Below are 16,943 nucleotides of genomic sequence, written 5' to 3'. Positions count from 1 at the left end.
GCGGCTTCGAACTCGACGAGCTCCTGCAGAACGGTGCGGACCGACTCGCGGATCATGTCGACACCGTCGCCGGTGCGGAACGCTTCGAGCAGCTCGGACAGGGCAGACTGGGGCAAGGCCATCGGTGGTTCTCCTTCAGTGCGTGACTTGGTCGTTTCACACCGAAGATCCCGCCGATGGCCGCCTACTTCACGCAGCCCCGCCGATTGACCTCAAACCCCACCACTCCACGGGACTCTCCTGTCTGCGATGTCGAGCTGGGCTGCTGCGACGTTGGCGAGCAGGTGGGTCACTCGTGCGGTCCCTGGGAGGGGGACGACAGGCTGGCCCGAGCGGCGGCCGCGGAGATGCACCCAGGCCAGTGCCGTTTGGCTGGGGGTCACCCCGTACTTCGCGGCGACCTCTCTGAGGGTTTCTGTCAATGGGCTTCTGGAGCTTCCGACAAGTGCCCCATGGCCCAGCGGTGAATGCGCCACTAGCGTGATACCGAGTTCGGCAAGCGCCGGCATCATCGGTTCGACGTCGCGCTGTGACAGTGACCATTGTTCCTGTACGGCCTGGATCGGGTGGACGGCGTGAGCTCGCCGAATGTCGTCGATCGTGACGTTCGACAGCCCGATGGCTCGGATCTTTCCGGAGCGGAGAAGATCCGCCATCGCCGTCACGGTTTCCTCGATGGGGGTCTCCTCGCTCCGGTGGTGTAGGTAGTACAGATCGATCGTCTCGACGTTTAGACGTCTCAGGTTCCCCTCGATCGCTGATCGCAGCGTGTCTGGGTCTGCTCGGACGCTCCAGTCGTCATGACGACCCGAGGGACCCCAATAGACCCCGAACTTGCTGCACAGCGTCACGTGATCACGATGTGCTGCGATGGCACGTCCAACCAGCTCCTCGTTTCCGTACATCTCGGCGGTGTCCAACAGCGAGACTCCGGCCTCGACAGCGGTGCGCACGAGAACGGTGGGGTCGCGATCGGGGTCGCCCCACCCCTCGTCCGCGAAGCGCATGAGCCCCAGTCCTTGGAGCGGGAGGTCGTCAGGGGTCCACAGCGCGGCATAGCCCATGACGAGCACCGTAGGACCTCTACTGGACTTGAGGTCAACACCGAAGCATCTGGCCAGAACAGACCGGTATACCAGCCCTGAGCAACAGGTATCCCAACGCTAGAGCGCAGGCGCCCAGTCCCAGTTGCCGATCGTCACGCGGAGCGGTGTCGGACCCGATGGTCGAACTTGGCGCGTGGTCCAGACGCTGGTCTCGTGAGCGCCAGCAAGCAGCGTGCGCAGCTTCAGGGAACTGGCTATTCCCGGGAGGATTCCCGAGAGGCGTCGAGTTCGCTGCTGGAGGGCAGCAGGCGTCCGAAGGCTTGAGTGGCCCGGAGAAGCACCTCCGGCTCGGGATTTAGTCCACGCAGCCAGGGCTCGGGGTCCCGTGCCACCACCAGCGCCCGACCGTTGGGGAGGTTTTCCACCGTGAACGCGTCGAGGGCTGGGCCCTTGGCAAGGTGGCGGGGGTTGAGCACTTGGGCCACGCTCGGCGCGACGGCGTACTCTTCCGCAGCCCACCCGTCGAAGCGCTCCTCTGCCTCGGTCGGATCGCGCTCCAGTTTCGAGCTGTAGAGCCTGTGGTCGGGGATGACCAGGCGGTCGCGCCGTACGTACGCATAGTCCAGATGCGGCCCGAGCGTCCGCAACCCGGCCACCAACCGGTCCAGTGTGGCGCGGCGCCCGAGCTCCGGGTCATGAACCTGAAGCCAGGCATCGTTTTCCAGGCCGAACCGGAAGCCGGCATAGCGAGGCGGCGTCTTGGTGAACTGACGGACACCCAGGAAGTCGTCTGCATGGGCCCGCAACTCGTCGGCCTGGCGACCAGGGGTGGTGATGAACTCGGCGGTGCCGCGGTCAACCACGGGCGTACCCATCGGCAGCTGGACCAGGTCCACGACCCGCTCCGCTGTCTCCTCGACCAGCGCATGTTCTCGGCGCTTGAAGTGCGACCCGTTCGGCGTAGTCACGTAGCCGCTGGTGAAGTAGAAGAAGGCCGTCAACACCCGATCTGGGCCGAGGGCCCAGTCGTCGAACATCCGTTGCGGAACCCGGCTCACGGCGCGCTGCGCTGTGATGCGCACCCTATGACCCTCGAGATGGGCGGCGAAGTCTTCGAACCAGGCCGCCACCTCCTCATCGGACATCGGACCGTCCTCAATCACCGCGACAACGGACCGCTTCGCGATGGATGGTTCGCCGTACAACGTGGTCGGATCGAAGGGATGCCGCTGCAGCGACAGTTCGTAAGCACGCCGAGCCGCGTCCCTCACCCTTGCCAGCAGCGTCGCCATATCTTCCCCGCGGCCGACGGCCGCGACCTGGAACGGCACCGAGTGGTGCTCACGCTCGTGGAGTCGCGCAAGCAAGCCGTCAAGGTCCATCTCCACTGTTGCCACCCCATGATCGTAGGGACACCCCTCGAGGCCCGCGGGTGGTCCAACTCGATGACCGCTGCCCGCGTGATTCTGGTCAGGGAGCCATCCGCACTTCGGTATCAGCGAACGCACTCATCTCGGCAGATCCGGACGTCCCGTAACCGAACCGGTCTCGGCCGCCTTTCCGCACGGGTGGTCAGGATCAGCCGTGTTGTCCCGCAGGGGATCGGGCAGCGGGACGATGGACGTACCTCGGCTAGATCCGGATGTTGTGCGGCAGGATCGCCCCATGAGAGCGCAGTTGAAGTCCCTCGACCTCGAACCGGACCCATCAAGTCTGTCGGAGGACCCGGCGGAGTTCTCTCTGCTGGCGCGGATGATTGTGGGTCAACCCGACACCCCGGGCGAGGAGTCGTTCGACATCACCGTCTGCACTCCTGAGTGGCTCGCGGCGCAATGCCGAGCGCAAGGCGGGCTCTATAACCCACGGCATCACCTGGTGGTAACGCTGGACGACTTCGATCAACGTCGATTGCGAGGATGGCTTGAAGCCCAAGTTCGAGCGGTGGAGGCTCCGACATGGGGTGAGGTCGGCGAAAGGCTGGGCCGTCTGGGTTGCTGGGAGTTCGAGGACTACACGCCGTAGCAGACGATCCACACCCCGGCTGATCCGAGCGTCCCGGGTGAGGAACGGGCAAGCGCTGCAACCTTCGCCGCTGGCGGTTCCTGTTGCGGGACGTCCACTCAGCCGATGTGCGGACCTTCCATAGGATGCCGCAATGCCAGACCGGACGTTCCCTCTTGCGCCCCGCAGCGCTACAGCCCTCGAGGTCGGGGACCTCATCGCAGTGCCGTGCGAACCGGAGGGCTGGGCCTGCTTGCAAGTCGTAGACGTGAAACGCCAAGGGCCTGGTGCACGGACGACCTTCGTGGCTGGCGTGTTGCCGTGGTGTGGCGCGGACGCGCCAACTCGTGACGACGTGTCCGGGCTCGCGGCGACCCAGGAGGGGCTGGTGCCGGTCGAGATATTCACGGAGGGCGGCCTGCAGGTCGTTGACCAGGCCGACGTCGTCGAGACTGGCGCACCCTCGAACTTCCGTGACTTCGGGGTCGGGACGGTGCACAAAGTCTGGGGGTGGCGGACGGCCATACGGAAGGCACAGGAAGCCTGCTGAACGCCCGCATCTGGCAGCCGCGATCCGTGCGCACAGAGCGGGGATGGCCGCGCGGTTTCGGCAGATGCGGACGTCGATCGGTTGCACACGGCCTCGTGGGCGAGGATGACACCTATGTATCCCCGGCAGTTGACCGTCCGTGAACGCGCGGTGCTTGACGCTTTGCTCACGGCGGATTTCGACGGCGTCGAGGGGCTTCGTGCTCAAACGGCGGAGGCAGAGGTCCTAGGCGGGTGCGGGTGTGGCTGCCCTTCGATTAACTTCTTCGAAGGTCGAACCGAAGGGATGGACATCGTCGTCAACGCGGGCTTCAAGAACTCAACGACCTACGACGGGCTGTTCCTCTTTACCGTTCGCCTTCCCGACGTAGGCGACGTCCTGGGAGGCATCGAGTGGGTAGGGCAGAGTGATTCGGACCCGGATGAACTGCCGGCACCTGAGGATCTGACGATCGCCTTGGCAGGCTCATGAGTCGTCCGACCATCCAAAGAACCGGATGTCTCGGAAGACGAACGGCTGGCGGCCGCGAGTCATGCTCGTCGCGCATGTTCGAGGCGACGACGGCCGATCGCCGCAGGCGGATCGGCTTGCGGTCAGCCGGCGTTGACTCGGCGTGCGGATCGCGGCATGGAAGGACGGCCCGTTTGGTCTTGCGCGTTGGCTTGCTTGTGGCAAAGGGGCGAGAGCGCGTGGGCCGACTCCACGGGTGTCGTCGGGCATTGTCTTCCAGGGAAGTAGCAGGCCGCTGGTCAGCAGCACGACGGCGGCGGCGGCCAGCGCGAAGCGGGGACTGGTCGCGGCCGCCAATGGGCCGCCGGCGACGATGAAGAGCGGCTGGACTGTCTTCGAGCTGATTGACCAGGCTGTCGTGACTCGCGACATGTGGGCGTCCGCGGTCGCTCGCATTCGATGGGTGACGAAGGTGGGGTTGAAGACTCCTGCGCTGAACAGCAGGAGGAAGTCGGCAACGATGATGACGACCAGGCCGGTCGTGCCTGCCGGGGCCAGGGGCAAGATCCCGAGCCAGAGGGTCCTGAGCACCCCGAAGGTAAGCAGGATGGTCCGGTCGCCGTACCGCTGCGTGAGTCGCGGGGTGCACATCGCCCCGAGGATCCCGCCGAGTCCGGGCAACCCGAGTGCAAGGCCGTATTGCCAGGGCGCGAGACCGAGGTCGCGGAGCATGAAGACCGTCATCAGGGGTGCGGCCAGCATGATGCAGCCGCCGAAGAGCATGGCGTTCCAGAACAGCGCGGTCAGGTCGCGGTGGCTGAAGATGTAGGCCCACCCAGCGGTGATGTCGCGTCGCCAGTGGTGGTCGGTGGCTTTGGCCGGGGGCGGGGGTTCTGGTGCTCGGAGGGCTCGGATGCCCAGGGCTGAGAGGAGGAAGCTCACCGCGTCGATCGCCAGGGTCGCCGTGGCGCCCAGCCAGGAGATGAGTAGTCCGCCGAGGGGCGGCCCGGTGCTGGTGGCGGTCCAGAACGTTGTCTCGAATCGGCTGTTCGCCACCAGTCGCTCGTCAGGCGCAACGAGGGCTTTGAGGTGGGCCCCGCTCGCCGCGCCGAAGGCGATGTTGCACGTTGCTTGGAGAATTCCGACCAGGCACAGCTGCTCGTAGCTCAGGGCACCGAGCGTGGCGGCGACGGGAACACTGCCTAGCGCGGCGAAGCGGAGCAGGTCGGCTGCGATCATCACGGGGCGCTTCGTGCGGAACTCGATCAGGGACCCGAGCGGCAGGGCAATCGCGGCGCTCGCGATCCCCGACAGAGCCGCGAGCATCGCCACCTGGAACGCCGAGACGTGAAGGACCAGGACCGCGACCAATGGCAGGGCTCCCGAGCCAAGGGCGCTGCCGATCTCGCTGATGGAGTAGGCGCCCCACAGGCGGTGGAAGTCACCGCTCAGCCGCGGCCGATGGCTCGCAGTCAGAGTCGGGGACGGTTTCACCCAGCGACCCTAGGACCGGGCGTGGCCAGGTCCACCTGCGACTCGCTCCAATCCCGCACTTCAGACGAAGCTCCAATGAGCAACTCGGCGACCAGCGTGGGTGGTGCATGCGCATTGACATGCGCGCGCCCGCTGCGGACCGTCACGCTCCGGGTGACGATCAGCGGAGCTCGCCAGTGCAGGATCGTCAAGCGGACGGGCAACGCACGATCACTGCGAGACTGGGTCTATGACGTTGAGCCCCCGGGAGACGACATTCGTCGTGCCGTTCTACTTGAACTTGATGGGGGAGAACGCGACTTGGGTCGGCGGGGAGGTTTGGGATGGAGTCGTCACGGTCGGCAGGACCGCGACTCTTGACGACGTCCTGTGGATGCTCCGAGTTGGGGCTTGGCGTCCCGTTGTCATGGGCGCGTGGCTTAGTCTGCGGTTCGATCGGGCCGCTGTTGGCGCGGCCGTCCTTGACGCGCTCCACAAGTCTGCAGGGTCTCTCACCGCTCCACCCCTAGCCGTAGCCGCGTTCATCGTGGTCGGCGACGAGGCCGCCGCCCCCGCGCTACGCAAGAGCATGGCGCGATCCGACGAGGGTTCAGTCGGAGTTCTCGATGCGGCTCTGGAAAAACTGGGTGCCGATCCTGGGCAATCTGTCAGCGAGGAGAGCAGGGCATCGTTTTCCGAGATGGTGGTTTTCGGCGAACGGCTACGCGAGGCGCTGACGGGCGCGTAGCGGCTCCGTTCCTGAACCGAGCGCTCGACGGCAAGATCCCGCGCACAACGACCGCCCGCGATGCCTCGGTCCATTGCGCTTGTGGCTCCGGGATCGGCTCGCCCTACTCTGAACCCGTGAGCCGGATCAAGAACCCTCAGGACAAGAAGCGTCTGAGCTTGGAGCGCGACCGGCGCAACACCTACGGCGAGAACGACAAGGCGTCGCGCAAGAACATCCCCCGTGCCAAGGCCCGCGTGAACCGCGCGAACCGTAGGGCAGAGACAGTCGCCCTGGAGGGCGCGCTCGGCGCTCCCGACGAGACCCTCGACGCGATCGTCGGCCGCCGTCGCAAGGTCTGGCGAAAGTGGACCGACGCACCCCTGGGTTCGGTGCTCGCCATCAAGCGCGGTGAACCGTCAGGCGACCCACTGGAGTCTCGGCGCCTCCCGTACCCGTGAAGGGACCGACCCGACGGCGCTGCACCCTGTGCGTCAGGCTGAGGTGAGACACCACTTCTGAGTTCGATCCCTCTGCACGGGGCGAGAGGCGAGACACCTGATGACGATGACCACTGCTGACGCCGCCCGGCTTGATGATGGGGTGGTGAGCCCAAGAGCTGATCGTCCGAAGCGACGCACCTTCACCGCGGAGTACAAGGCCCATATCGTGGCCGAGTACGACGCGGCCGACCACGGCGAGCGTGGCGCGATCCTGCGCCGGGAGGGCCTGTACTCCTCCCACATCACCGAGTGGCGCAAGGCCGCCGAGGCCGGCGCTGTTAGCGCTCTGGGCCCCAAGACACGGGACCGGCGGGACCGGGAGATCGAGCAGTTGCGCGTTCGCGCGGAGAAGGCCGAGTCCGAGCTCGAGCGGACCAGGGCGGTGTTGGACATCGTGGGAAAAACGCACGCGCTCTTGGAGACGCTCTCCGAGAGCAAGGGCATCCAGAAGCCGCCGCCGCGGTGATCAACCCAGCCGTCGCCGAGCTCGCCGAGCACACGAGCGTGAAGCAGGCGTGCGAGCTGGTGGGGCGGCCGCGGGGCAGCCACTACCGCGCTCAACGACCCCGAATGCACGGGCCCGCGGCGAAGCGCCCGACGCCACCCAACGCGATGAGCGCCGACGAGCAGGCCGAAGTGATCGGGGTGCTGACCAGCGAGCGGTTCTGTGACAAGTCCGTGGCCCAGACGTGGGCCACCCTGCTCGACGAGGGCACCTACCTGTGCTCGATGTCGACCATGCACCGGCTCCTGCGCGCCCACGGTGCCGCGGGGGAACGACGCCGACAGGCCACCCATCCGCCGAAGAAGAAGCCCGAACTCCTGGCAGTCGGGCCTGGGGAGATCTGGTCGTGGGACATCACCAAACTCCGCGGGCCTGGACGCGGGGTCTGGTTCCAGCTCTACGTCGTGCTCGACATCTACTCCCGCTACGTCGTGGCCTGGACTGTCCAGAACCGCGAGGACTCCGAGATCGCGGTGACGATGCTCGAAGAAGCGATGGGCGTGCACGGCATCCCAGAAGCGGTCCACGCGGATCGGGGGACCTCGATGACGTCGAAGCCTGTGGCCCAGTTGCTGCTCGACCTCGGCGTCGATCGCAGTCATTCTCGCCCGAGGGTATCGAACGACAACCCCTACTCCGAGGCCGCGTTCAAGACCCTGAAGTACGCACCCGTCTTCCCCGAGAACTTCGGCTCCCTGACCGACGCGAGGGCGTTCTGTGAGACGTTCTTCGGCTACTACAACCACGAGCACCGCCACTCCGGGATCGGGCTGCACACCCCGGCGTCGGTGCACCACGGCACCGCGACCGAGATCCGGGTTCAGCGCCAGCAGACCCTCGACGCGGCCCACGCCGCCCACCCACACCGGTTCGGCAACCGCCGACCCCAGGCACCAAAACTTCCCACCGCTGCCTGGATCAACGAGCCATCACCGGAGGCCCTCATACAAACCGCTTAACGAGACGTGTTTCAGACTGCTTGACATCTTCCGCTCCGGCGGCATCAACCGCGATGAGGGTGCCCTACGTGGTAGCAATACTTCCCGGCGTCTTCACTGAGCGTACATCTCCAACGCGTTGTCCAACGAGACTTTCCGGGCTGGCATCCCGTCATCAAAGGTCGGCTACGTTACGTCCTTGTCGGCGAGAAGTGTCTTCATCCGCAATGCGGCGTCAGAGTCGTTGAGCCAACCCAAGACATCAAAGTCTGCGATTCGCAGGGTCGGTGCCCAGCCGTGCAGGCCAGGCAGCAGGTCTGCCAGTGCATCGCGGAAGGCCCGTTGTGTGTGTCTTCCGCCCGGCTCCGGGAACAGCGGCGGGCAGGGCCGCGCGAATCCGCCTCCCCGTTGCTTGGTGTTGGCAGCGGCACGTGCAGCCCACAATCCCTGGTCGAACGCCGTCTCGACGTGGTCCGGGTACAAAGCGATGGTGCGGGCGCGCGGCACAGTGAAATGCTGGATCTCATCCACCTCAACTATCCGAGGAACACCGTCCGCGCCAATAAGGACGGCATCGATGCTGCGGCGTTCACGCGTAGGCATCTCGTCTGGAAGCACAGACCCCTTAAGTTCCCGATAGATGGCCTGAACGTCGGGCCAAAGGTCGCCACACTCCGATAGACCGGGCCGCATCAACCAATCCGGCGACACCTCACGGCTAAGCGTCGTGACCAGCGCGGCCTCTACAAGGTCGAGCACCCGGTTCTGTACCTGCCTAGGCATCCTCAACCGTCCCTCCAAGCCCGCCTTCGTGACGACTAATGATCCTCTCGTCTCCGGGGATCGGCCCAGGCCGTGGCCTCTGCCGACGATGACGGGAACGGGGCGCGTGCCCGCTAGTCTGGCGTCGCGAAGGGCGGGGGCTCCACCCCGCCCTTCGTGCTGTCTTGAACCACCGCCCGCAGCGCGACCCACTTGGGGTGGGCGACCCGGCTTCGGGGACCCACACGATGACTCCCGATGTCATTACTGAGGTGTCTCCTTACGCAGAGCCCGCCACGAGACTAACTAGTAGTCGCCGCTTCGGCATTGGACCACCAGCAGACTCGCACACGTCACCGCCGTATTGGGGCGACGCAACGCGCGAGGCAGGTCGCCTCATTCGGGCGGCGGGGACGGCAGCGTGTCGATCTCGATGGCGAGGTCGACGGCCTCCTGCTGATCGAGTCCCCGGTAGGCGGCGATGACCTGCCACATCAGCGTGAAAGCGACAACGGCGAGCCTGGTCAGCGCGTACGGGTTGCGCGCTTCCGGGAGCACGAAGTAGCCGCGCCCCTGCGCCTCATCCCACCGGTAGACCTCCTCGACGATGTACGGGGTTGGATGGGTCGCGTTCGATAAGTACCCGTACATGCCTGGGGTGACAACGTCTTGGGCGATGGCGTTCTCGATGAATCTGAGGCTTGCGCTCAACCCGGGCTTCGACTGCTTGCACAGTCTGACCAGCGCGCCGCTGCGCTCATCGAACTCGATCTCAGATGGATAGAAGAGGACCGGCAGTACCTCTTGTCGGAGAGCCTTCTTGAACTTCACGATCTGCTCCGTATCGGGGTGCTCGAAAGCCTTCGCCGCTGACGCCCGTTTGGTCGCATCGTCGAGTTCCGCCAAGAAGACCCGAGCGGCGCGACCTCGCGGGTTATCCATGAGAGATGGGTCGAGCAACCAGTAGACGTGCCCGCAGAGTTCGACGATGGAACGCGTCAGGGGTGCGATCGAGAAGGTGACTTGTCGCTCCTTGATGAGCGACTGGACTGCCTCCAGGTGTTCGGCGGCCTGTTGCGTGAAGAGAGTTGAGATGACAGCCGCACGGTTGGCCTCAGTGCCGTTCCAGTGCCTGCCCGGACCGATGTGTCGACGCAGCCGCCCCGTCTCGTACTCGAAAGGCGAGCCCGGCTGCGCCTCCCAGCGCGTGCGCCTTCCGAAGTCCTCATAAGCGTCGAGGCACTTGTCGATGTGCCCCACCAGGCCGTCCAGCATCGCGTCGATTGCTGGGGTTGTCTTGGGTCGCGCACGCATGAGCACACGCTGCCAGACAGCGCTAACGCGCCCTCCGCGACACTCGCACGTGCCGCGTCAGATCCCAGCGCAGGGTCAAGCGTCTAGCAGCCATTCGATTTGGATGGGGGTTAGCGTCCAAGTCCCCCCTCGGACACTGAGAAGGCTCCGGCTCCACGGGGCCTTCTCTTCATTTCAGCCCACCATCGGGCCAGCAGCTCCCAGTCTGTTGCGACTCTCGTGTGGGCGTCGATGGCGACGTGGGGCCCCGTAGGTCAGCAACCGGATGGGTATGCACCGCCTGGCCCGACACCATGGTCCAAGAGTTGCTGGTGGTCGCCATACGCGTCGAAAGCGGATAGTGAGTTAGACGTGGATCACTGTCACCGGGGTGTCGTCGAGTAGTCGGGTGAGATCCCCCGGATCGGATGTCAGGACGATCACGGGTTCGTCTTGTCGTATCGCTGTGGCGGCCACGACGGCGTCAACGGTCGGGTTTCCCGGCGTCCCCGTCATAGCTCCCTTGCCCAGCAGCACCCCGGCGTCGCGGGCGATGTCCGTGTCGACGTCGATGACTGCCAGCTTCTTCAAGGCTCGGTTGACGTTTGCGTCACGGGCGGGATGGCGGAGCACTTCAGCGATGGTGATGGCGGACAACACCACTCGTGCGTCGCGCTTATAGGCGGCAGCCAGTCGAATTCGCATCGCCCGATCGTTGCTGGCTGCTTTCGAAAGCCCTTCGGCGTCCAGAACCAGTGTGCCCCCCTCGCCTACCGCGCGGGCCATTGTGCCAACGCTTCATCGATCTCAGCCTCGGTGACCGGGCCATCCTCGGCTTCAGCCTCCATCGCGTCCAGCAACTCTTTCAGGTTGTCGCGTTCGAGTTGCCTCACAATCGCCGCAGCAAAATATTCAGACCGTTGCCCCTGCCCGACACGTTCGTTGAGTTGATCCATCACGTCGGACGCGATTGTGACGCTGACCTTCACCTTCGGGCTGGCTGTTCGCCCGATGACAGGGCGGCTAGCGGGTGATGCTGTGCGGGCCGTGGGTGCTGAGCGCTTTATCGGCGTGGACCGCTTCTGGGCGGCAGGTGCACGCTTCGCCTTGTTGACGACCGCCTTACTGAACCTGCCTGCCTTGCTGCTGGGCAACGCTGTGCTCCGAGCCGTCGTGTTGCGACTACTCGTGGCCTTGCTTGAGGTCTTTCGTGGTTGCGCCATCGGTCCATCCTACCAACGGTAGGACACGTTCGGTAGGAGCAACATCCGGAACGCACTCCTCCGTGCACGTCGACCTCGTCGAGGCCGCTGGGAAGCCTCCCGCGCGCCTCCTTTCCTTTCAGCAGCGGGCCGAGCAAGCTTCAGTCCGCTGCGGCGCCCTCCGTGGACGAGGCTCCCAGCGTGAACCCTTGATCGACCTGCGTGTGGACGACGATGCGGGTCCGGTCCGGTCGGAAGAAGTCGCGCGCGAACTCCACCGGCAGGCCGTCAGCGGCGTACGACGTCCGGGTGACCAGCAGGAGCGCGTCTTCCCTCGCGACGCCCAACAGCTGGGCCTGCTGCGTGCTCGCCTTGACGGGCTCGATGACCTCTTCCGCCGAGTATGGCGATCGCCCGTATTCGCGCTCCATGACGCGGTACAACGAGTCGCCCAGGTCGAGCTCCAGCATCCCGGGGAAGACGGCCGCCGGCAGGTAGGTCTCCTCCAGCGTGATCGGATCGCCGTTGGCAGAACGCACGCGAAGCACTTCGTGCACATCATCGCCCCGGCGCAGCTGGAGCGCGGCCCGGACGTCCGGCGCAGGAGCGCGCGTGAGGGCTTGCACGATGTGCGCGCCGGCCTCGACGTGGGCGCGGCGCATCTGCTCGGTGAAACCCGGGAGCTCGGAGAGGCTGAAGTCAAACCTCGGCTGTGCGACGAAGCTGCCACCGAGGCGGCCGCGCCGACGCTCGAGGAGACCCTTGCCCTCGATGGAGGCCAGCGCCTGCCGGAGCGTCATCCTGCTGACGCCGAGGGCGGCTGCGACGTCGACCTCAGGTGGCAGCCTGGTCCCCGCTGGCAGCTGGCGGGAGGTGATCAACTGCTCGAGCCAGCCGCTGATCCGAGCGTGGGCAGGCAGGCCCGTCGCCCCCATCAGGTCAGGGAGAGGCGAGAAGACCTCGTCCTCCATCGTCAGCATCGGACACGTTCGTTCGTGGGGTCGTGCCACGCCTTGAGCGAGACCTCGACGGGGTGCAGCTCCCCGCCCACGTTCACCTGGTAGCTGCCGGCCTTGATCCAGGCGGCGTCAATGGGATCCCCCGCAGGATCCCAGACGTACGCCAGACCGACGCACGCTCCGGTGGCCTCGCCCCACGCTCCGGACGTCACCTGGCCGGCGGCCACGCCGTCGCGCAACACGAGCTCACCGCCCCACAGCATGGGGTCGCAGGAGCCGACTCGCAGTCCGACCAGACGCCGTCGTGGTCCAGCGGCTCGAGCCTCCTCGACCGCCTCCCGGCCCAGGAAGTCGATGTCGGTCTTCAGCTTGCAGGCGAACTGCAGGCCGGCCTCGACCGGGTTGTGGTCCGGAGTGAGCTCGCGACCGAAGGCGCGGTATCCCTTCTCCAGCCGGAGCGACTCGATGGCGTAGTAGCCACCTCGAGCCACCCCGAGCTCGCGACCTGCTTCGAGGAGCTGCTCGTACACGCCGACCGCGAACTCCACGGGGACGTACAGCTCCCAGCCGAGCTCGCCGACATAGGTGATCCGGGTGGCGCGGACGGTCGAGTAGCCCAGGTCTATCTCGCGACTGGCACCGAAGGGGAAGGCTTCGTTGCCGAAGTCGGCCCGGCTCACCCGGGTGAGAAGGTCGCGGGAGCGAGGGCCCATGACTCCGAACACCGCTGTGCTGGAGGTGGCGTCGAAGAGCGTCGCCTCGAGGCCCGCGGGGATGTGCTTGCGGATGTGGTCCTTGTCCCGCTCGGTGGTCGCTGCGCTGGAGACGATGAGGTATTCGTCGTGGGCGAGCCGGGTGACGGTGACGTCGGACTCGTAGGTGCCACGGCTGTTCAGCATTCCGGTGTAGACGGACGTGCCCGGCTCGACGGCGACGTCGTTGGTGCACAACCACTGCAGAGCGCTCTCGGCGTCCCTCCCCTTCACCACGTACTTCGAGAAGCTGGTCTGGTCGAACACCGTGACGTTCTCGCGGGTGTTCCGCTGTTCGTCGGCCGACCACGGCAACCAGTTCTGCTTGCTCCAGGAGTACTCGATCTCTGCAGCCACACCAACGGGTGCGAAGAAGTTCGCTCGCTCCCAGCCCATCCGGCTACCGAAGTTGGCGTTGGCCTCGACCAGCAGGTGGTGGACCGGCGAGCGGCGGAAGGGCCGGGCGGTGCGCATCTCCCGGTTCGGCCACGGGATCTCGTAGTGCAGGCCCAGGATCTCGCTCACCCGGTCGTGCAGCCACGTGACGTTGCCGTTGAACGGGGCGAACCGACGGATGTCGACCGCCGTCAGGTCGCTCGCGGGCTCTCCCCCCACGATCCACTCGGCCAGCGCCCGGCCGGCCCCACCCGCAGACGCGATGCCCACGGAGTTGAAGCCGGCCCCGACGTAGAAGTTCTGGAGCTCGGGTGCCTCACCGAGGATGAACTGGTTGTCCGGCGTGAAGCTCTCGGGCCCGTTGTAGAACTTGCGGATGCCCGTCTCGTTGAGCGCGGGGATGCGCAGGAGCGCGTTGTCCATCAGGATCGCGAAGTGGTCCCAGTCCTCCTCGAGGAGAGCGAACTCGAAGGGATACGGCAGCTGGTCCGGGGCGACCCACGGCTTCGCCTCGGGCTCGAAGCCTCCGACGACGAGCCCTCCGACCTCCTCCTTGAAGTAGGTGTAGCCGTCGGGGTCGCGCAGCACCGGAAGATCGCGGTGCACGCCCTCGATGCTCTCGGTGACGACGTAGAAGTGCTCCGCCGAGTGCATCGGCACGTTGACCCCGGCGAGAGCTCCCACCGCTTTCGCCCACTGGCCCGCGCAGTTCACCACGACCTCGGCCTCGATGGTCCCTGCGTCGGTCTCCACACCGGTGACACGACCGCGCTCCGAGAGGACTCCCGTGACCCGGACCCGCTCGAACACCTGGGCCCCGCGCAGCCGCGCACCCTTGGCCAGCGACGACGTGAGGTCGGTGGGGTTGGCCTTCCCGTCTCCGGGCAGCCAGATCGCGCCGACGAGGTCGTCGACCTGCATGACGGGGTATTTCTCCTGCGCCTCGCCGGGCGTGAGCAACTCGCACTCCATGTCGAAGGCATCAGCGGTGGCGGCCGTACGGCGCAGCTGGGTCATCCGTTCCTCGGTGCGCGCGACCGTGACACCACCGCACTGCGTGTAGCCGGCAGAGAGCCCGGTCTCCGCCTCGAGCTCGGCATAGAGCTGGGTCGAGTACTGGACGAGTCGCGTCCCGCTCTCGGACGCCCTGAGCTGACCCACGAGCCCGGCGGCGTGCCAGGTCGTACCGCAGGACAGCTGCCCCTGCTCGAGGAGCACCACGTCGGTCCACCCCAGCCTGGTCAGGTGATAGGCGACGCTGGTGCCGATGACACCGCCGCCGATGACGACGACCTGGGCACGGCTGGGAAGGCTGTTCGGCATCTCTGCATCCTCGGCTCGGTGTTCCTCGCGGGCTCAGTCCGCCCGCTGCACGTCTTCCAACAGGGACTCGAGGTCGGGTCCCCGCATCTGGCTCGTGGCCAGGTCGTAGCGCTCCAGGGCCCACTGCCAGAAGTCGAAGTCGACGGGGCTGACTGCGTCCTGGATCGCACCCCACAAGGTCCAGCCGTACTGGCCGACGATGCCCTGCAACCTGGCCCGGGCGACCTTGGACGGGCGCGGCCGGCCGTAGTAGGCCGTCACCAGGGCCTCGAGCTGGTCGAGGCTGAGCCGGCACTCCGCCCAGATGTTGCCGAGCTCGAACGCCGCGTCGTTGTTCCCGGAGTACTCGTAGTCGATCAACCAGATCTTGCTGCCGTCATCGACGAAGTTCTCCGCAAGGAGGTCGTTGTTGCACGGGACGGTGCCCTCGTCGCGGACGGTGAGGGCCTGCCGGATCGGGCTGAGGACCTCGGCGTGGTCGAGGTATCCCGGCGGGAGGCGGAACCCATTGGTCTGGACGGTCCGGAGGTAGGCCTGCTGGCGCTCGAACATGTCGAAGGTGCCCTCGAACCTCGGACCGTCGTGCAGCTGCCGGCAGGACGCAGCCACTCGCTCGACGACACCGGTGTTGGCAAAGGACTCCCTGCTCAGGGTCACCCCCTCCAGGAAGCCGATGACCAGGACGCCGAGATCTGGCCGGTAGTCCACCACGGGAGCACCGACCCCGGCCCTCTCGGCAGCGCACGTGTTGTGGTGCTCCACGTCGCGGTCGATGTCGAGGGCGTCCGCGTTGAGCGCAGAGCACCGGGCCACGAAGCTGCCGGCCGGCGTCGTCACCTTGAGGTTGCGATTCGTCAGCCCGCCCGAGAGCTCAGTGATCGACCGGGGTCGTCCCGACAGCGCAGGGATCTGGTCGAGCAGCGCTTCGAGCTCCTCGTCCTGCACCTGCAGACCGTCGGCTGCCATCGGACTCCTCGGCGAGGCGGACCGCAGTGCACGGTCCGAGTCGAAATGTGATGTGGACGACCCTAGGCGATAGACCACCTAAGGTCTAGACACAAGCCGACAAAGGACTAGACTTCTCCGCAGCTCTTGCTTCCCACTCTCCCTCCGGAGGTCCGTCCCGTGCCTGCGTCCCCAGCGGTCAGCGAGGTGGTGACCGCGTGGAGCGCGCGACCGGGCCGGGCTGTGATCTTCGACTTCAACGGGACCCTCTCCGACGACGAGCCCATCCTGCTGGGGATCTTCACGGAGCTGTTCGACCGCCACCTCGGCTGGCAGATGACTCCCCGCGAATACGCCGACCGACTCCTGGGACACAGTGACCGAGAGATCATCGAGATGGCCGTGCGCCAGCACCGGGGCGATGACTCCGACCTCGTCGAGGATCTGCTGGCCCAGCGGAGGGAGCGGTACGTCGAGCAGGTGGCCGCCCGGTCGCCGATCACCGACTCCGCGGCCCAGCTGGTCGAGCACCTGGCCCGGGAGTCCGTTCCCATGGCCATCGTGACCGGGGCGCAGCGAGCGGACGTCCTGGCGGTCCTGGGCAGCTGCTCGACCGGCGACCACATCGGCCTCCTCGTGACCGAGGACGATGTCGAGCGGGGCAAGCCCGACCCGGAAGGATTCCTCAAGGGCGCCGCGCTTCTCGGTGTCGAGCCCGAGGACGTCCTGGTCTTCGAGGACTCGGTCCCGGGGATCCGTGGGGCTCTCGCTGCCGGCATGCGCTGCATCGCGGTCACCGGGGACCATCCGTCACCCCAGGTGCTGGCCGAGCGAGTCGCGACGACGCGACGACTGAGCGCGGACCTCTTCTACCGGACGTAGCCCGCGATGCGGTGCGGCAGGACAGACATGACGAAAGCGGCCACCCAGCCCAGCACCGTCCAGCCCAGCAGCAGGTTCAGCCAGAAGACATCCCAGTGGTTCGACGTCCCTCGGAGCGCGGCGATCATCCAGGGCAACATGTAGCCCAGAGTCGGGACCGAGACGAGCACGGCGATGACCTGCACTGACGGGGCGTGCCTTCTGGTCGGTGATGTAGTGCGTCATACGCCTGATGG

19 protein-coding genes and 1 pseudogene are annotated in these 16,943 nt (G+C 66.3%); 8 read left to right on the top strand and 12 right to left on the bottom strand.

Annotated elements, in window-relative coordinates:
- From VNJ48_RS22735 to VNJ48_RS09285, 3 genes and pseudogenes are all read right to left on the bottom strand, one after another.
- A pseudogene (locus VNJ48_RS22735) lies at nt 1–122 on the bottom strand (IS256 family transposase); the annotation flags it as partial.
- Between the two features lie 90 nt (nt 123–212).
- The gene (locus VNJ48_RS09290; protein WP_325601363.1) at nt 213–1,064 is read right to left on the bottom strand and encodes an aldo/keto reductase; all 852 of its coding nucleotides are present in this window, start codon (nt 1,062–1,064) and stop codon (nt 213–215) included.
- Nucleotides 1,065–1,300: 236 nt separating this feature from the next.
- On the bottom strand, nt 1,301–2,443 hold the full coding sequence (locus VNJ48_RS09285) for a hypothetical protein (RefSeq protein WP_325601337.1): 1,143 nt from the start codon (nt 2,441–2,443) through the stop codon (nt 1,301–1,303).
- Between the two features lie 268 nt (nt 2,444–2,711).
- On the opposite strand from VNJ48_RS09285, the gene VNJ48_RS09280 reads away from it, so the two are divergent.
- From VNJ48_RS09280 to VNJ48_RS09270, 3 genes are all read left to right on the top strand, one after another.
- Entirely contained in the window at nt 2,712–3,068 is a 357-nt protein-coding gene (locus VNJ48_RS09280; protein WP_325601335.1) for an Imm8 family immunity protein, read from the top strand.
- Between the two features lie 133 nt (nt 3,069–3,201).
- Nucleotides 3,202–3,597 carry a hypothetical protein gene (locus VNJ48_RS09275; protein ID WP_325601333.1) on the top strand — a complete coding sequence of 132 codons (396 nt, stop codon included), beginning with the start codon at nt 3,202–3,204 and terminating at the stop codon, nt 3,595–3,597.
- Nucleotides 3,598–3,711: 114 nt separating this feature from the next.
- Nucleotides 3,712–4,068, top strand: a complete 357-nt coding sequence (locus VNJ48_RS09270; protein ID WP_325601331.1) for a hypothetical protein — start codon at nt 3,712–3,714, stop codon at nt 4,066–4,068.
- Here VNJ48_RS09270 and VNJ48_RS09265 read toward each other — a convergent pair.
- Nucleotides 4,063–5,541, bottom strand: coding sequence for an MFS transporter (locus VNJ48_RS09265; protein WP_325601329.1), 1,479 nt, complete (start codon nt 5,539–5,541; stop codon nt 4,063–4,065). The two genes, VNJ48_RS09270 and VNJ48_RS09265, sit on opposite strands and share 6 nt — an antisense overlap.
- Before the next feature lie 229 nt (nt 5,542–5,770).
- Between VNJ48_RS09265 and VNJ48_RS09260 the strand changes: the two genes are divergently transcribed.
- The 4 genes from VNJ48_RS09260 (at nt 5,771) to VNJ48_RS09245 (ending at nt 8,214) form a co-directional block, all read left to right on the top strand.
- Entirely contained in the window at nt 5,771–6,268 is a 498-nt protein-coding gene (locus tag VNJ48_RS09260) for a hypothetical protein (RefSeq protein WP_325601327.1), read from the top strand.
- Nucleotides 6,269–6,384: 116 nt separating this feature from the next.
- The gene (locus tag VNJ48_RS09255; protein WP_325601325.1) at nt 6,385–6,708 is read left to right on the top strand and encodes a hypothetical protein; all 324 of its coding nucleotides are present in this window, start codon (nt 6,385–6,387) and stop codon (nt 6,706–6,708) included.
- Nucleotides 6,709–6,808: 100 nt separating this feature from the next.
- Nucleotides 6,809–7,216, top strand: a complete 408-nt coding sequence (locus VNJ48_RS09250) for a hypothetical protein (RefSeq protein WP_325601323.1) — start codon at nt 6,809–6,811, stop codon at nt 7,214–7,216.
- The gene (locus VNJ48_RS09245) at nt 7,213–8,214 is read left to right on the top strand and encodes an IS3 family transposase (protein ID WP_325601321.1); all 1,002 of its coding nucleotides are present in this window, start codon (nt 7,213–7,215) and stop codon (nt 8,212–8,214) included. The genes VNJ48_RS09250 and VNJ48_RS09245 overlap by 4 nt, the downstream gene beginning before the upstream one ends.
- 165 nt (nt 8,215–8,379) lie before the next feature.
- On the opposite strand, the gene VNJ48_RS09240 is transcribed toward VNJ48_RS09245, so the two are convergent.
- From VNJ48_RS09240 to VNJ48_RS09210, 7 genes are all read right to left on the bottom strand, one after another.
- Complete coding sequence (locus tag VNJ48_RS09240) at nt 8,380–8,724, bottom strand: hypothetical protein (RefSeq protein WP_325601319.1); 345 nt, start codon at nt 8,722–8,724, stop codon at nt 8,380–8,382.
- A gap of 627 nt (nt 8,725–9,351) precedes the next feature.
- Complete coding sequence (locus tag VNJ48_RS09235) at nt 9,352–10,269, bottom strand: hypothetical protein (protein WP_325601317.1); 918 nt, start codon at nt 10,267–10,269, stop codon at nt 9,352–9,354.
- A gap of 345 nt (nt 10,270–10,614) precedes the next feature.
- Nucleotides 10,615–11,034 carry a type II toxin-antitoxin system VapC family toxin gene (locus VNJ48_RS09230; protein WP_325601315.1) on the bottom strand — a complete coding sequence of 140 codons (420 nt, stop codon included), beginning with the start codon at nt 11,032–11,034 and terminating at the stop codon, nt 10,615–10,617.
- Entirely contained in the window at nt 11,019–11,237 is a 219-nt protein-coding gene (locus tag VNJ48_RS09225) for a hypothetical protein (protein ID WP_325601313.1), read from the bottom strand. Before VNJ48_RS09225 ends, VNJ48_RS09230 begins: the two co-directional genes overlap by 16 nt.
- A gap of 374 nt (nt 11,238–11,611) precedes the next feature.
- Nucleotides 11,612–12,430 carry a GntR family transcriptional regulator gene (locus VNJ48_RS09220; protein ID WP_325601311.1) on the bottom strand — a complete coding sequence of 273 codons (819 nt, stop codon included), beginning with the start codon at nt 12,428–12,430 and terminating at the stop codon, nt 11,612–11,614.
- Nucleotides 12,424–14,880: an FAD-dependent oxidoreductase gene (locus VNJ48_RS09215; RefSeq protein WP_325601309.1), complete on the bottom strand. Its 2,457-nt coding sequence runs from the start codon at nt 14,878–14,880 to the stop codon at nt 12,424–12,426. Before VNJ48_RS09215 ends, VNJ48_RS09220 begins: the two co-directional genes overlap by 7 nt.
- A gap of 33 nt (nt 14,881–14,913) precedes the next feature.
- On the bottom strand, nt 14,914–15,846 hold the full coding sequence (locus VNJ48_RS09210; RefSeq protein WP_325601307.1) for a phosphotransferase: 933 nt from the start codon (nt 15,844–15,846) through the stop codon (nt 14,914–14,916).
- A gap of 159 nt (nt 15,847–16,005) precedes the next feature.
- Between VNJ48_RS09210 and VNJ48_RS09205 the strand changes: the two genes are divergently transcribed.
- Entirely contained in the window at nt 16,006–16,707 is a 702-nt protein-coding gene (locus VNJ48_RS09205) for an HAD family phosphatase (RefSeq protein ID WP_325601306.1), read from the top strand.
- On the opposite strand, the gene VNJ48_RS09200 is transcribed toward VNJ48_RS09205, so the two are convergent.
- The gene (locus VNJ48_RS09200) at nt 16,695–16,892 is read right to left on the bottom strand and encodes a superinfection immunity protein (RefSeq protein WP_325601304.1); all 198 of its coding nucleotides are present in this window, start codon (nt 16,890–16,892) and stop codon (nt 16,695–16,697) included. The genes VNJ48_RS09205 and VNJ48_RS09200 overlap by 13 nt on opposite strands.
- Nucleotides 16,893–16,943 lie beyond the last annotated feature (51 nt).

This window comes from Nocardioides sp., assembly GCF_035576065.1.
GTDB lineage: Bacteria > Actinomycetota > Actinomycetes > Propionibacteriales > Nocardioidaceae > Nocardioides.
This window is presented reverse-complemented; position numbering and strand designations above follow the sequence as displayed.

Excerpts from the sequence above, each read along its gene's own strand:
- VNJ48_RS09235 (WP_325601317.1), bottom strand. The coding sequence starts at position 10,269 with ATGCGTGCGCGACCCAAGACAACCCCAGCAATCGACGCGATGCTGGAC.
- VNJ48_RS09230 (WP_325601315.1), bottom strand. The coding sequence starts at position 11,034 with ATGGCCCGCGCGGTAGGCGAGGGGGGCACACTGGTTCTGGACGCCGAA.
- VNJ48_RS09280 (WP_325601335.1), top strand. The coding sequence starts at position 2,712 with ATGAGAGCGCAGTTGAAGTCCCTCGACCTCGAACCGGACCCATCAAGT.
- VNJ48_RS09260 (WP_325601327.1), top strand. The coding sequence starts at position 5,771 with ATGACGTTGAGCCCCCGGGAGACGACATTCGTCGTGCCGTTCTACTTG.
- VNJ48_RS09270 (WP_325601331.1), top strand. The coding sequence starts at position 3,712 with ATGTATCCCCGGCAGTTGACCGTCCGTGAACGCGCGGTGCTTGACGCT.
- VNJ48_RS09275 (WP_325601333.1), top strand. The coding sequence starts at position 3,202 with ATGCCAGACCGGACGTTCCCTCTTGCGCCCCGCAGCGCTACAGCCCTC.
- VNJ48_RS09210 (WP_325601307.1), bottom strand. The coding sequence starts at position 15,846 with ATGGCAGCCGACGGTCTGCAGGTGCAGGACGAGGAGCTCGAAGCGCTG.
- VNJ48_RS09290 (WP_325601363.1), bottom strand. The coding sequence starts at position 1,064 with ATGGGCTATGCCGCGCTGTGGACCCCTGACGACCTCCCGCTCCAAGGA.
- VNJ48_RS09250 (WP_325601323.1), top strand. The coding sequence starts at position 6,809 with ATGACGATGACCACTGCTGACGCCGCCCGGCTTGATGATGGGGTGGTG.
- VNJ48_RS09220 (WP_325601311.1), bottom strand. The coding sequence starts at position 12,430 with ATGCTGACGATGGAGGACGAGGTCTTCTCGCCTCTCCCTGACCTGATG.
- VNJ48_RS09215 (WP_325601309.1), bottom strand. The coding sequence starts at position 14,880 with ATGCCGAACAGCCTTCCCAGCCGTGCCCAGGTCGTCGTCATCGGCGGC.